The 14,200-nt window shown below is 44.4% G+C and carries 11 protein-coding genes; 6 read left to right on the top strand and 5 right to left on the bottom strand.

Going from position 1 to position 14,200, the window contains the following annotated elements:
* Positions 1-23 precede the first annotated feature (23 nt).
* Complete coding sequence (locus CXF65_RS10235; protein WP_101211977.1) at positions 24-1,055, top strand: ornithine cyclodeaminase family protein; 1,032 nt, start codon at positions 24-26, stop codon at positions 1,053-1,055.
* Between the two features lie 270 nt (positions 1,056-1,325).
* Here the strand turns inward: CXF65_RS10235 and CXF65_RS14955 are convergent, their stop codons facing one another.
* From CXF65_RS14955 to katG, 4 genes are all read right to left on the bottom strand, one after another.
* A complete protein-coding gene (locus tag CXF65_RS14955) occupies positions 1,326-1,472 on the bottom strand; it encodes a hypothetical protein (RefSeq protein ID WP_156915630.1) in 147 nt (48 codons plus the stop codon).
* A gap of 30 nt (positions 1,473-1,502) precedes the next feature.
* Positions 1,503-2,522: an LLM class flavin-dependent oxidoreductase gene (locus CXF65_RS10230; protein WP_025652793.1), complete on the bottom strand. Its 1,020-nt coding sequence runs from the start codon at positions 2,520-2,522 to the stop codon at positions 1,503-1,505.
* 496 nt (positions 2,523-3,018) lie between these two features.
* Entirely contained in the window at positions 3,019-3,951 is a 933-nt protein-coding gene (locus tag CXF65_RS10225) for a LysR substrate-binding domain-containing protein (protein WP_025652792.1), read from the bottom strand.
* Positions 3,952-4,251: 300 nt separating this feature from the next.
* Positions 4,252-6,444, bottom strand: coding sequence for a catalase/peroxidase HPI (gene katG, locus CXF65_RS10220; RefSeq protein ID WP_101211976.1), 2,193 nt, complete (start codon positions 6,442-6,444; stop codon positions 4,252-4,254).
* 821 nt (positions 6,445-7,265) lie between these two features.
* Between katG and CXF65_RS10215 the strand changes: the two genes are divergently transcribed.
* The 5 genes from CXF65_RS10215 to CXF65_RS10195 all read left to right on the top strand — a co-directional run bounded on the left by CXF65_RS10215 (position 7,266) and on the right by CXF65_RS10195 (position 13,517).
* Positions 7,266-8,924 carry an AmpG family muropeptide MFS transporter gene (locus CXF65_RS10215; RefSeq protein ID WP_101211974.1) on the top strand — a complete coding sequence of 553 codons (1,659 nt, stop codon included), beginning with the start codon at positions 7,266-7,268 and terminating at the stop codon, positions 8,922-8,924.
* A 66-nt stretch (positions 8,925-8,990) separates the two neighbouring features.
* Positions 8,991-9,869 (top strand): peptide chain release factor N(5)-glutamine methyltransferase, encoded by an 879-nt coding sequence (gene prmC, locus CXF65_RS10210; RefSeq protein ID WP_101211973.1) that lies wholly within the window; start codon positions 8,991-8,993, stop codon positions 9,867-9,869.
* Between the two features lie 61 nt (positions 9,870-9,930).
* Complete coding sequence (locus CXF65_RS10205) at positions 9,931-10,740, top strand: HesA/MoeB/ThiF family protein (RefSeq protein WP_101211972.1); 810 nt, start codon at positions 9,931-9,933, stop codon at positions 10,738-10,740.
* 71 nt (positions 10,741-10,811) lie between these two features.
* Positions 10,812-12,164 carry an ABC1 kinase family protein gene (locus CXF65_RS10200; RefSeq protein WP_101211971.1) on the top strand — a complete coding sequence of 451 codons (1,353 nt, stop codon included), beginning with the start codon at positions 10,812-10,814 and terminating at the stop codon, positions 12,162-12,164.
* Between the two features lie 102 nt (positions 12,165-12,266).
* On the top strand, positions 12,267-13,517 hold the full coding sequence (locus CXF65_RS10195; RefSeq protein ID WP_101211970.1) for a YbfB/YjiJ family MFS transporter: 1,251 nt from the start codon (positions 12,267-12,269) through the stop codon (positions 13,515-13,517).
* Here CXF65_RS10195 and CXF65_RS10190 read toward each other — a convergent pair.
* A complete protein-coding gene (locus CXF65_RS10190) occupies positions 13,514-14,002 on the bottom strand; it encodes an Lrp/AsnC family transcriptional regulator (protein WP_101211969.1) in 489 nt (162 codons plus the stop codon). The two genes, CXF65_RS10195 and CXF65_RS10190, sit on opposite strands and share 4 nt — an antisense overlap.
* Positions 14,003-14,200 lie beyond the last annotated feature (198 nt).

Raw genomic sequence — 14,200 nt, 5'->3', positions numbered from 1 at the left:
AAATATAAACAGGAGCTATGTTAATGCAATTATTAAATCAAGCGGTCGTGACCGAACATCTTAATATGCAAGCTGCGATTGAAGCGATTGAAACCTTGTTAACTCAGCAAGCAGCACACCCTAATTGGGTTAAAGCACCTGAACGTTTGGTTATCGAGACGTTTAGTGAAGATAAGCTTCACAGTTCAGGCTCGCATTTATCGATGCCAGCCACGATTTATGATGGTGAAAAAGAGTATACCGCTGTCAAGCTCGTCACAATTTGCCCTGATAACCCTAGTCGTGATATGCCAACGACCACCGCTATTATTACCGTCTCTAATAATGATACGGGTGAAATATTAGCGATTATGGATGGTATCTATATCACGCAGGTGCGCACGGCCGCCTTATCAGGTATCGCTACTAAGTATATGACAAAGTCTGACTGCCAAAGTGTAGCTGTCGTTGGCTGCGGCGGCATGGCTTACGAGCAACTGCATGCCGTACTGACAGTGCGCCCCGATATTAAAACGGTCTATTTATGGAACAGAAACCACGAAGGAGCCGAGCAATTTAAGATAAAATTTGCTCGTGATTATGCGCAGTGGGATGTTGAAATTCAGGTTTGCAACGAGATCAGTGAGGCTGTCTGTCATGCGGATATCATTAACGTAGCGACCCGTGCAACCGAAGGTTTATTTAGTATCGATCAAATAAAATCTGATGCGCATATCAACGCGGTTGGTGCTTATCAACCTTCAATGAAAGAAATCAGCAACGATGTCATAGCAGGCAGCAGTAGGGTTGTCGTTGATGACTTGGCCGGCAGTCGTCACGAGGCAGGCGATCTGATTCAAGCGCATGCTGCTTCTGATTGCGTATGGACTTGGGATGGCCTTAGTGGCGATTTGCAAGCGCTGGTAACGAGCGAGCTAAAAGAAGATACGACTCAGTCTAAAAAAGGCATCACGTTATTTAAATCGGTAGGCGCGGCTAGTTTCGATGCGGCAGTCGCTTTATATGTCGCTAAGCAAGCTGCAAAACAGAACCTCGGCTCATCAGTTGATTGGTGATACTTTTTATAATAGACCAATCAGGGTGTGTCTTCGCTTCAATTTATAGTCATTTAAATGTGATAAAAACGATTAAACGTTGCTAAACGGCGTCAAATAGCTGGTTGATATTTCAATAGTATCTACACTATTTTTCTTGTTTAAAGGCAATTTATCGCATGTTTATCACCATTTTTAAAATGAAGTCATCTTTCGTAAAAGCGCTATATATTTATTAGCAATAAAAAAGCCCTCTTTTCAAATAAGAAAAGAGGGCTTTTGACATTAGCCTTAGTTATCTCTATCGCGCTTATCTTCACGGCGCTGTTTGCGTTTTGGGCTGGTACGATACGTTAAATATCCACCAACAACCATAACGGCGATAAATGCTGCGATGTACAAAAATATTGATGAACCAATAAAAGCAGAGGGTTCCATGACCATAATCTCATTAAAAGTTATCAATAATTATGCAAGTGCCGCTGCCGATTGTAAAGTAAACAAGTTTAGCTCAGGTGTAAGTTCAAGTGAACGCAAACGCGCTGCTTGATTATGAACGTTGGCCGTTACAATCAACTCATCTGGCTCATATTGGGCCAGAAAATTAGCCAGTTTGGGCTTGACCGTTTCAACAGAGCCGATGAACGAGATCGATAGCGCGTTGTCTACCATCATCTTCTCTGCTTGACTCCAAATACTATCCATATCGTGGGTTGGTTTTGGCATTTGCCCTGTTTCACCTCGGCGTAAACGCACAAAGCTCTGCTGTGCTGAGGTAAAGTGATAATGGGCAGTTGCATCGTCATCAGCCAGTAGTAAGTTCGCTGCCACCATCACATAAGGCTTGTCTAAATAGGCTGACGGCTTGAACTGCTCGCGGTAAGTTGTGATAGCTTGACTGAGCATTTGCGGCGCAAAATGCGAGGCGAACACGTAAGGCAGTCCTAAATGTGCGGCCAAGGTCGCTCCAAAAAGTGAAGATCCGAGTATCCAGATAGGAATGTTTGATTTGGCGCCAGGGAATGCTTGCACAGGACTGTTGTCAGTTGAATTTCCTAGGAAGTACATTAATTCTTGCACGTCTTGCGGGAAGCGTTCAGCGTCGCTCATCTGCCGACGTAGCGCCTGAAAAGTCGCCCCATCTGTACCAGGAGCGCGGCCTAAGCCTAAGTCAATACGGTCGCCATATAACGCTTGTAATGTGCCGAATTGCTCAGCGATCACGAGCGGTGCATGGTTAGGAAGCATCACGCCGCCTGCGCCAATACGTATTCGCTTGGTTTGACTACCAATATGCGCTAGCAGCACCGAGGTTGCTGCACTCGCAATACCGGGCATATTGTGATGTTCTGCCATCCAATAACGGTTTAAGCCGACTTTTTCTGCAAGCTGTGCGGTCTCAACCGTCTGGGCGATACCTTCAGCAATGGTATGACCTTCAGGAACGGGGGCTAAGTCTAAAAAGGATAAAGGAATTGTGTTACTCATAGATCACCTGTGTTTCTAACGCCGCTTTTTAACGACATTATTATATTTGTATTTGAGGGTGGTAAGGATAAACGGCAGCAGTGCTTATTTGTGAATGTGCAACAAGTTGTGAATGTTCAACAAACTCTAAATAAATAGTGGCTTTTCATGTCGAAACAATATTGAAAGTACAACAAGGCCAGTTCATCGTTGCTAGTGGTGTAAGGTTGCGATGTGCTACCCGTTTAATAGTTAATATGATGGGGCAGTTGCGGGCAATATCAAGGTCAAAAGTTAGAACGATAACAAATCTTAATAATCTAATAGCGTGTACAGATTAGAATATTTAGCCGCTTTTAGTCCATTTAGTCGTGTTGGTTCTTATTGAAGGCACGTCTTTTTAGGCATAAAAATTAACGGCATCGCTATCTATTGATAACGATGCCGTCAGTCTGTACTGTCTGATATTTATTAAAATGTTTACAGCGAGGGTAAAAACAATGATTAAGCAGATAGCCTATTCTGGATTAAATTGCTTTTGGCATAATTCCATAAAAGCGCGCCCGTATTGGCGGATTTCTGCATCATCCCGTACCGCCATCCAACTGGTAAAGCGCCCGAAATGATCCACCGGAATCGCCGTTAAGTTCTGATAATGGCTTGGCTCAAAAGCCATCTCGGCTATAATACCAATGCCTAAACCAAGACCAACATAAGTGCTAATTACATCAGCATCGAGCGCTGCTAAAACAATATCTGGCTCAAGACCTGCATCCGTAAAGGTTTTATCAATCGCACCGCGTCCGGTAAAACCACCATGATAGGTAACAATTGGATAGCTGGCGAGGGTCGGCAAATCAATAGACTCGTGACTGGCAAGCTCATGATCGCTTGGCACAATAACGCGATGCGTCCAGTCATAATAGCGATAACAGCGCAGATAGTTATTATGGAGCAACGACTCGGTTGCAATACCGATGTCAGCTTGCCCGCGTATCACCATCTGGGCGATGGTCTCAGGATCAGCCTGTTGCAAGATTAAATTCACTTTAGGAAAACGTTCTTTAAATTCTTTGACCACTTGCGGCAATACATAACGTGCCTGCGTATGAGTAGTGGCAATGGTTAAGGTACCGACATTGGGGTTGTTAAAGTCGAGGCTTAGATTCTCAATCGTACGGATTTCAGCAAAGATAGACTCGATATGCGGCATGAGCGCTGTGCCCATGGTCGTCAGACCGGTCAAACGCTTGCCTTGACGCACGAATACTTCAGTTTTTAGTTGGTTTTCAAGCGCTGCGATATGCTTGGATAAGCTTGATTGACTGGTGTGCAGTACTGTCGCCGCTTGGCTTAAGTTATAGCCATTAATCACCGTATGCCACACCGTCTCCAACTGCTTGAGCTGAATTTGCAAGTGCCGCTGATTGACCACTACGTCGATTGCCATAACTGAATCCTATTGTATAAATATACAAACCCTGTCTGTATATAAAAGTAAAAACCTACGAATATGCCGTAAGCGACCAGTGTAAATCAAATCTATTATTCTTGTATATAATAAATAGCTATCAATTAATAATAATTGGGAATATAGAAATTGTAATCTAATTGCTAGCGAGTTTTGAAATTTCAATAAAAGTGCATTATTCAAAAAAAACAGCTACCTTCTAAAAGATAGCTGTTTGTAAAGTTTGGATTTAATTATTAAGGCAAACCTTAGTGAACATGTCAAACTGAGCACAGAAGGTTAGTCAGCGATATTAAAACGATCGGCGTTCATTACTTTACTCCAAGCGCCGACGAAGTCATGAACGAACTTCTCTAAATTGTCATCCTGCGCGTATAGCTCAGCATAAGCGCGTAGTATAGAGTTGGAGCCAAACACTAAGTCCACACGGCTCGCTTGCCATTTCGTTTTTCCAGTGCCACGTTCGCGTACTTCATAAAGGTTAGAGGTGTTACGAGCATCGTCGCTGGTTTTGATAGGATGCCAAGTGTTATTCATATCCGTCAGATTAACGAAGAAGTCATTGGTAAGCACGCCAGCACGCTCAGTAAAGACGCCATGTTGACTCTGACCATGGTTGGTATCGAGAACGCGCATACCACCAATCAATACCACCATCTCAGGAGCAGTTAAGCCCATCAACTGAGTGCGATCCAGCAGCATCTCTTCAGGTGATACCGCGTAGTCGCCTTGAACCCAATTACGATAGCCGTCGTGTAAGGGCTCCAAATCTGCAAAAGATTCCGCATCGGTCATTGATGCGTCAGCATCACCGCGACCTGGGTTAAACGGTACTGTAATGTCTACGCCGGCATCATTAGCTGCCTGTTCAAGAGCGGCGTTACCACTCAACACAATAAGGTCTGCCAAGCTAACGTCTTTATCAAAGCCAGACTGGATGCTGGTTAACGTCTCGAGCACACGTTGCAATTGCTCAGGCTCATTGCCTGCCCAGTCTTTTTGCGGGGCAAGGCGAATACGCGCACCATTGGCACCGCCGCGATAGTCTGAGGCACGGAAGGTTCGGGCGCTATCCCAAGCAGTGATAATCAACTCTCGGCGGCTCAAGTCACTGTCTAATATTTGCGATTTTAAAGCTGCAATATCATCAGCGGTTAAGTCAGTATTGCCTTTAGGAACGATATCCTGCCATATGAAGTCCTCGCTTGGCACGTCTGCGCCTAAGTAGCGAGCTTTTGGACCTAAATCACGATGCGTTAGTTTGAACCACGCTTTGGCAAAGACCTCATCGAAGTACTCTGGATCTTGATGGAATTTCTCTGAAATTTCACGATAGATAGGGTCTTTTTTTAGCGCCATATCGGCATCGGTCATGATTGGGTTGCGGCGTACGCTTGAGTCATGCGCATCTAATGGGCGATCTTCTTCACGAATATCGGTAGGCTCCCATTGCCAAGCGCCTGCTGGGCTTTTGGTTAGCTCCCAGTTATGACCTAAGAGTAACTCAAAATAATTGTAATCCCATTGGGTAGGATTGGTCGTCCATGCACCTTCGATACCGCTCGATACCGTATCGCCTGCATTGCCACTACCTTTAGGATTGCGCCAGCCTAAGCCTTGTTCGGCGACATCAGCTGCTTCTGGCTCATCTTCTAATATCGTCGCATCACCATTACCATGACATTTACCAATGGTATGACCACCAGCGGTCAACGCCACGGTTTCTTCATCGTTCATCGACATACGAGCAAAGGTCGTACGCATATCTTGCGCTGTTTTGAGCGGGTCAGGGTTGCCATCGACCCCTTCAGGGTTGACATAAATCAAGCCCATTTGTACCGCTGCTAATGGGTTTTCGAGTGACGCACGATCTTCATCGCTATCGTAACGGTTTTCTGTAGCGGCGAGCCATTCACGCTCAGAGCCCCAGTAGATATCTTTTTCTGGATGCCAGATGTCAGCACGACCACCAGCGAAACCTAGGGTTTTAAAGCCCATTGACTCATAGGCCATGTTTCCTGCCAAAATCATTAAGTCAGCCCAAGACAGTTTACTGCCGTATTTTTTCTTGATAGGCCATAGTAAGCGACGCGCTTTGTCTAAGTTGACGTTGTCAGGCCAGCTGTTCAATGGCGCAAAGCGTTGATTACCAGTGTTGGAGCCGCCGCGGCCATCAGCACTACGATACGTACCAGCCGAATGCCATGCCATACGAATCATCAAACCACCATAATGCCCCCAATCTGCTGGCCACCATTCTTGTGATTCAGTCATTAAGTTTTTCAAATCTTGTTTGACGGCTTCTAGGTCGAGCTGCTTAAAGGCCTCAGCATAGTCAAAGTCCGCACCCATGGGATTAGTCTTTTGATCTTGCTGATGTAAGATGTCCAAGTTCAAGCTGTTCGGCCACCAATCAATTGCTGTAGAAGCAGCAGTAGTGTGTGCTTGATGCATGACAGGACAGCCGCCCATACTAGGGCGCTGCGGCGCATGCGTATGGTCTACGTTTTCACTATGAATCGTCGGACCTTTATCATCACCTTGGTCATAAGTTGTGTTAGTGGCGGCACCATTATTGTTATTGCTTTCATGATCGATAGGGCAACGTGCAGCGTCTGGGGTCGCATTTTTGTCAGCTGAGCTGGGGGTCGAGTTGGACATTGAATAACTCCTGGGCGGTAGTGAGAGAAAGGAAAAATAGCTAGCTATGGTAATTTTTAGAAGTGACGTTTATTAGTAGTGAAGCTTGCTGATATATGTATGCCTATACGTGAAGCATAACTAAGTACCATGTATTTATAAAACTGATATATAAGAATCATAAGTTTTAAATAACCAATCATAAGCGGTTTTAATTTTTTGTCCTACTCAATATGCTGTAAACGCCATTCCCCCTTATCAATAACGCCACTCGCGTTGATTTCATTCTTTTTATATACAAATAGGTTAATAGTTAACGACTTACTTATTTACTTATTTTTAACATCATAAGAAGCATAAGAAAAAATCAGGATAAATTTACCCTTCATTGCAGACTATCACATTCCATGTGGCGACTGTGAAATAGCATTTTTGACGAAGTGCTGTCTATGATAAGTTAATGCAAAAATATCTAGTCAAGGTAAGCGTTCTCAAGTACCATAATTGAATTTTGTGGTAATGCTCGTTTTGTGCAACGCTGAGCAATTTTTATCAATCCTTGTTAGCGACAGCTGATAGCGGGTTTTTGCTATAAATGATTGATAAAAATTGTGCGTAGTTGTGTTTTTTGTCTCAAGTTTCGGTGAGCTATTATGTCTGCTGTCCAATCTATTCCCCCTAATCCTCCAGTCGCCAAAAAATCACTAAGTGAAACCTTAAAAGCTTATCTTGATCGTCGAGCGATTATCATGCTGTTTTTGGGCTTTGTCGCTGGCATACCTATCTTACTTATTTTCTCTAGTCTGTCATTGTGGCTGCGTGAAGCAGGTATTGACCGTACTGTCGTTACTATGTTTAGTTGGGCAGCATTAGGCTATGCTTTTAAGTTTATTTGGGCGCCATTGATTGATGCTTTGCCTGTGCCTTTTTTGACCAAATGGTTGGGTCGCCGTCGAAGCTGGATTTTAGTGTCGCAGATTTTGATTATCATAGCGATTTGCATGATGGCAAACGTCAACCCTGCTGTTGAGGGTAGCTTAGTATTGATGGCAGTAGGTGCGGTGTTGTTAGGGTTCTCATCAGCGACACAAGATATCGTCATTGATGCTTATCGGATTGAGCTGGCTCCGCCAAATCTGCAAGCGGTACTGTCTGCCATGTACGTGACAGGCTATCGTATCGGCATGATAGTCGCAGGAGCAGGGGCGTTATATTTAGCAGATTATTTTGGTTCGACCGAGGCACTGTACAGTTATGAGGCGTGGCGTAATACTTACTGGATTATGGCAGGTGTCATGGGTGTTGGTATTATTACGACCTTGATAATACATGAGCCCATAAGCCAGAAAGTAGTCGTCGAACGTAAAACGTCTGATTATATGCGTTTGGTACTTGTCTTTGCTATATCCATAGTAGGGTTTGTGTTTGTTTTTGCCAACGCAGGGTTAATATTACCTGAGACTGAAGATGTATTTTCAAAATTTTTAGTACAAGTCATACGCATGCTTATGAGTCTAGCAGCAGCCTTATTCATCGGCTACTGCTTGGTCAAAGCCAAGCTAGTAAAGCAGGAGTTTGCTTATACCACTTGGATTGAGCCTATAGTGGATTTCTTTCGTCGCTATGGCATGAAAGCCTTATTATTGTTAGCATTGATTGGACTTTATCGCATCTCTGATATCGTCGCAGGGGTTATCTCAAACGTATTCTATCAAGACATGCAATTTACCAAAGTGGACATCGCCAATGCAGTCAAGCTCGTTGGTGTGGTCATGGCTATTGCTGGTGGTTTTTTGGGCGGTATATTGGCACAAAAAATGCGTATCATGCGGGCGATGATGGTTGGCGCCATCCTTGCTTGCGTGACCAATTTACTTTTTATACTGCTGACTTATCATCCCGGTAGCTTGCCTTATATGTATCTAGCAGTGATTTTAGATAACCTCGCTGCTGGTCTTGCTAGTGCGGTATTTATTGCTTTTTTGTCAGCGCTTACTTCTATTCGTTTTACAGCAGTACAGTATTCGATATTTTCATCGCTCATGGTGCTACTCCCAAAAGTAATAGGCGGATACTCTGGCGCTATCGTTGATAGTACCAGTTACCCCTTCTTTTTTATGTTTACCTTTGCGATTGGTATTCCGATTTTGGCACTGATTTACTTTGTCGATAAGCATATTGTTATTGGTGATAACGATGATATTTATGGCGATGGCGATGGTGGCGATAGCAATAGTGGTGGTAAGTCCTCATTAAGCAAGGTAAACCCTAGTTTGACAGATACCAAGGAACCACCGCGTGCCTCAGAGTAACTAAGGTAGTAAATTATCATCAGTTTAACGGTATTATTCATTAACTAGTAATTTTAAGAGTGTTCTATGACAGCGTCGACCATTCGTCAAATAAAGCATAATATTCAGCAACTGACGAATGGCGATGCAAATAATCCGTTGCCGTCATTTTGGCTAACGGATTGGTTGTTGCATGTCATTAACAAGCCTGCCATATTTTTAATCACTGATGAAGATTATCAATTGTCTGACAGTGAGCTTGAGCAATTCAATGCGGGCGTAGCTAAAATGAAGCAGGGCACACCGTTGGCTTATCTGACGGGTCGTCAGGAATTTTGGTCGCTTAATTTTACCGTTAATGAGCATACTTTAATTCCTCGACCTGATACTGAGGTTTTGGTTGAGCAAGTTTTAAATTGGATACAGTCTCAGCCAAAAAGCGTCGGTAATAATAAACCAAAGCGGCTACTAGACTTAGGTACTGGCTCAGGCTGTATCGCCATTAGTTTGGCGCATGAGTTAAAGTCTGCTCATTGGCAAACGGTCGCGGTTGATTTATCGCAAGAAGCATTGAAAATTGCTAAGCACAATGCAGCTATTAATGATGTCAGCAATATTGAGTTTTTACAAAGCAGCTGGTATGACGAGCTGCCCACTCAAGACGAGCAATTATTCGATGTGATTGTCTCTAATCCGCCTTATATCGATGAAGAAGACGAGCATTTAGCAAGGTTGATTGCCGAGCCGATTAGTGCGTTAAGTGCTTCCAATCATGGTCTTGCCGATATAGAATATATCGTTCAGCAAGCACCACAATATTTACTCAAAGGTGGGCTACTGGCGATTGAACATGGCTTTGATCAAGGTGCAGCAGTTCGTCAGCTATTTATGGATAATGGTTTTGAGTCGGTAAGTACTGTGCAAGACTTTGGTGGCAATGATCGCGTGACACTAGCTCAGTTGTAATAATTGTCTTTTAAGCATAAGTCTTAATAATAAATGTTGATGACAAATTGTGGTGGAAGGTATGGCGCACTCAAAAGAAACAGGGCAGCTAGTAGATGAAGAGCTGCTGCGTTATGCGCGGCAGATACTACTCGATGGCTGGGATATCGATGCTCAATTACGCTTAAAAGCATCGCGCGTCGTTATGATTGGTGCAGGCGGGCTGGGTTGTCCGGCTTCTGAGACGCTAGTACGTGCAGGACTTGGGCACCTTCATCTGATAGATGATGATGAGATTGAAGCCAGTAATCTACAGCGTCAGACGTTGTTTTTACCGGACGATATTGGCAAGCCTAAGGCGTTAACAGCTGCTCAGATGTTAACATGCATCAATCCTTTAATTAGGGCGCGTGGTACGGTTGCACGATTGAGCGAAGACAATGCTTATGAGCTGCTCGATATGGCAGTCGGTAAGCCTGATCTGCTGTTAGATTGTACTGATAATTTTGCCACCCGTGATATTATCAATCGTGTCAGCGTCCGCTATCAAATTCCGTTATTATCTGCCTCGGCGATTGCCATGCAAGGGCAACTGGCATTGTATGAGCCACATTTACATACTGGTTGCTATCATTGCGTGTTTGGTTCAGTGATAGTTGATGCCGAGGCTGGCGATGCAGTAGCTGATGAGCGTACTTGTGCCAATTCAGGGGTACTAGCCAGTACCACGGCCATCATGGGAAATTTGCAAGCCAATGCTGCCTTGCAATATCTGGGATTAACCAAAAATCCACTGACAAACAAGCTGCTGATATGGGATGGTAGTCAAATGCAGCAACGGCTGATGGGCTATCGTCAAGATTCACAATGTCCCGTATGCGCCAGTCATTAGCAATGGCTCAATATTGAGCTTTTGCAATCATCTGTTCCCAAATATTTCTTTTATTACCATAGTTGTTTCTTATGAAAATTCATCGTCCGCATTTATTAAAACATACGTTTAATGTCGTTAATCGTGTTCGCCAGACAGCGAGTGTCGCTGGTCTGTCTGCACTCAGAGTGGCTAAAGGCGAGAAGCCAGATGCCATGCTGCTAAAAGAAACCTTTGAGCAGTTGGGCACGACCTATATTAAAATCGGCCAATTTATCGCTAGTACGCCGTCATTGTTTCCACGTGACTATGTCAAAGCATTTCAGAGCTGTTTGGATCAAACCACGCCTTTATCCTACGCCTATATCGAAAACGTATTGAATGAAGAGCTAGCTGTTGATGGCATGACGCTGGATGATAAGTTTGCTCATATCGACCCAGAACCATTAGCCTCAGCGTCCATCGCTCAAGTTCATGCCGCTCGTTTGCATAATGGCGATGAGGTAGTATTAAAGGTGCAAAAGCCGGGCGTTGAGACCATCATGCAGACAGATTTGGGTGTATTGCATGGCGTCACTAAGTTAGTTGAGCTACTCATGCCATCGATGAAGTTTGCCAGCATTGCACCCATTATTGATGAAATTCGTTTGCGTATGCTGGCAGAGACGGACTTTATCGCTGAGGCGCAAAACATCCGTGATTTTCAGCAGTTCTTAGCAGTATCAGGAAATACTCGCGTGGTAGCGCCAACCGTATATGAAGAGCTGACTACTAAACGTGTGCTAACCATGAGCCGCTTATACGGCGTCTCCATGGTCGATGAGTCGGTAATGCGTCAATATTGTGCTGATCCGGCACAAGTAATGGCAGATACCTTGAATACGTGGTTTGCCAGTCTGATGTTATGCAATAGCTTTCACGCTGATTTGCATGCGGGTAATTTGATGCTGCTAACCGATGGTCGTATTGGCTTTTTGGATTTTGGTATCGTTGGGAAATTAAAAGCGGAGAGTTGGCGCGCCTGTATGGGTATGATGCAAGCGATGCAGGACAACGACTACCAAGCGATGGCACGCCATATGATTGATATGGAGATGACCCATGGCGGCAATCAGGTCGATGTGGTGGCACTGGGTAATGACTTGCAGCGTATGATGAAGACCATTATGGCAGAAGACAAAGCCTTTACCAGCGGTGTGCCTTTCAATAGTAAAGAGCAGGCCGATGAATTGAATCAAATGATGCTAGAGATTGTAGATGTCGGTAAGCGTCACGGTATTCATTTCCCGCGTGATTTTGCCTTATTAACCAAGCAGATGCTCTATTTTGACCGTTTTATGCGCACGCTGGCGCCTGATATGGATATGTTTAGTGATCAGCGGGTACAAATGCTAGGACAGACAGAGGGTCAGTCGAACACCTCAACCACACTGCAAGTGTCTTAAGTTTCAATCGTGTTATTGATTATTGATCAGACACTGCTTTTGAATCATTCACACTGTTTAATACAATGGATTGTGTGCTAACCGCCACAAGCTGGCTCTGTCATGATGACTGCTTTCAAAAGCCGTGCGCTATCAACTATTACCAATGAAACCGCCATCGCGTGCATTGGTCTTTACTGCTTGGCAGTGGTGATGGGTTATGGACGCTTTTTGTTCACTGCGACCCTGCCCAATATCATGGTGCAACTGTCACTCTCGACGAGCATCGCTGGCTGGCTGGCGTCGATCAATTATATTGGCTATTTCATCGGTGCACTCATCGCCATGTTTGTGCCTCAACGCTTGACATGGCTGATGTTGATACTCTGGACGATGGTCAGCATTGTCACGACGATGCTGCTCATGGTGCCAGAGATGTCTCTAAATACATGGTATGTCATTCGTCTGCTCTCTGGTATCGCAAGCGGGGTTGCGATGATTTTGAGTTCATCATTGGTCATCCAACGCTTTAGTCACGCGCGCCGCTCTGTACTCTCAGCCTTACATTATGCTGGTATTGGGGTGGGGATTAGTGCCTCCGCTATCCTTACTTTATGGCTTTTGACGCTAGGCTATCATTTCGATGTCATTTGGCTAAGCGCTGGTATCAGCAGTTTACCGTTGTTATGGCTATTATTTGCTATAAGACCAAGCCCTTCGCACCCAACCGAATTACCGCGTGATTATCAACGCTCATCAATATTGCAGACTTATGTTAATTTTAAACGGTCGTTGTATGAAGCTGTGGCCGGTCATACCAAGTCGATTGTGTTATTGTCCGCCAGCTATTTGCTAGCAGGCTTTGGTTATATTACGTCTGCGACATTTTTGCCTGTCATGGCAGCGCAGCGCTTAACGACACAAACCTATGCTGGACTACTGATTTGGCTAGTCGTTGGTATTTTTGCGATGTTGTCAAACCCCCTCTGGGGTGCGCTTGCCAAGCGCATTGGTGAAACCAAAACCTTGATGGGCTTAACGTTGTTGCAAGTGCTAGGAATGTGTCTGCCCATATGGGTTGAAGGCAGTGTCGGTCTATATGGCAATGCTATTATTCTAGGCTTAACCTTCGTCGGTATGGTATCGATGACACTCACGTTGATGAAAAACATCAACCCTGCCTACTCAAACTTATTGATGGGTCTGGCGACATTGGCCTATGCGCTAGGGCAGTTTATTGGCCCATTAGTCACAGTGGCGCTGGCGGGGCAGGACGATAACTTTAACGCGGGCTTGCTAGTAGCGGCTATAGGCTTGGTCATTGGGCTGATTTTAATTTACTTTTTTCGCCGCCAATCGCGAATGATCCGTTAAATAACGCTGCGACTAAATACTTCTCGTAACTCAAAACTGGTATGCACTTGAGCGACGCCTTCGATACGATTGAGCCTGTGTAATAAAAACTCTTCGTAATGCGCCATATCGCGTACCCGCACTTTGATCAAATAGTCTTCTGTACGTCCAGTGACGATGCTACAACTGATGACTTCATCAAAACTCTGAACTTTGCATTCGAATTCTTTGAAGCGTTCAGCCGTATGACGATCCATACTGACCGCGATGAATACCGCGAGCGGGTAACCCAGCTTTTGCGCGTCGATTTGGGTATGATAGCCGGTGATGACGCCAGTGTCTTCTAAGCGCTTGATACGGCGTGCACAAGGGGTTGCGGATAAATTGACCCGTTCTGCAAGCTCGGTAATGCTCATCCGCGCTTCAGTCTGCAATAAGCATAATAAGCGCCTATCGGTCTCATCAATATCAGTCAACATAGCGCTTTCAGGGCGACTGTTAGGCATGGCATAATTACTCATTAGTGAAATAATCTAATTATATCTATAAAAACGTATTATTTCACTAAATTGACTCCAATTATAATGTAATAAAGCTGATTTCTATTTCATAAACTTTGCTATTATTAGGCTATAAGTTTTAGTTATCTCGTATGAAAAATACGGATCTAATCAGTAGCCTTACCCGCTAAAATATAAATCTCC

The sequence above is a fragment of the Psychrobacter sp. Sarcosine-3u-12 genome (assembly GCF_002836005.1).
Lineage (GTDB): Bacteria > Pseudomonadota > Gammaproteobacteria > Pseudomonadales > Moraxellaceae > Psychrobacter > Psychrobacter okhotskensis.
Note: the sequence above shows the minus strand (reverse complement) of the source record. Positions and strands in the feature narration are given on the sequence as shown.

What these genes read in the sequence shown, in the direction of transcription:
- CXF65_RS10205 (WP_101211972.1), top strand. Translation starts at nt 9,931, where the DNA reads ATGGCGCACTCAAAAGAAACAGGGCAGCTAGTAGATGAAGAGCTGCTG.
- CXF65_RS10230 (WP_025652793.1), bottom strand. Translation starts at nt 2,522, where the DNA reads ATGAGTAACACAATTCCTTTATCCTTTTTAGACTTAGCCCCCGTTCCT.
- CXF65_RS10195 (WP_101211970.1), top strand. Translation starts at nt 12,267, where the DNA reads ATGATGACTGCTTTCAAAAGCCGTGCGCTATCAACTATTACCAATGAA.
- CXF65_RS10235 (WP_101211977.1), top strand. Translation starts at nt 24, where the DNA reads ATGCAATTATTAAATCAAGCGGTCGTGACCGAACATCTTAATATGCAA.
- CXF65_RS10190 (WP_101211969.1), bottom strand. Translation starts at nt 14,002, where the DNA reads ATGCCTAACAGTCGCCCTGAAAGCGCTATGTTGACTGATATTGATGAG.
- prmC (WP_101211973.1), top strand. Translation starts at nt 8,991, where the DNA reads ATGACAGCGTCGACCATTCGTCAAATAAAGCATAATATTCAGCAACTG.
- CXF65_RS10215 (WP_101211974.1), top strand. Translation starts at nt 7,266, where the DNA reads ATGTCTGCTGTCCAATCTATTCCCCCTAATCCTCCAGTCGCCAAAAAA.
- katG (WP_101211976.1), bottom strand. Translation starts at nt 6,444, where the DNA reads ATGGGCGGCTGTCCTGTCATGCATCAAGCACACACTACTGCTGCTTCT.
- CXF65_RS10225 (WP_025652792.1), bottom strand. Translation starts at nt 3,951, where the DNA reads ATGGCAATCGACGTAGTGGTCAATCAGCGGCACTTGCAAATTCAGCTC.
- CXF65_RS14955 (WP_156915630.1), bottom strand. Translation starts at nt 1,472, where the DNA reads ATGGAACCCTCTGCTTTTATTGGTTCATCAATATTTTTGTACATCGCA.
- CXF65_RS10200 (WP_101211971.1), top strand. Translation starts at nt 10,812, where the DNA reads ATGAAAATTCATCGTCCGCATTTATTAAAACATACGTTTAATGTCGTT.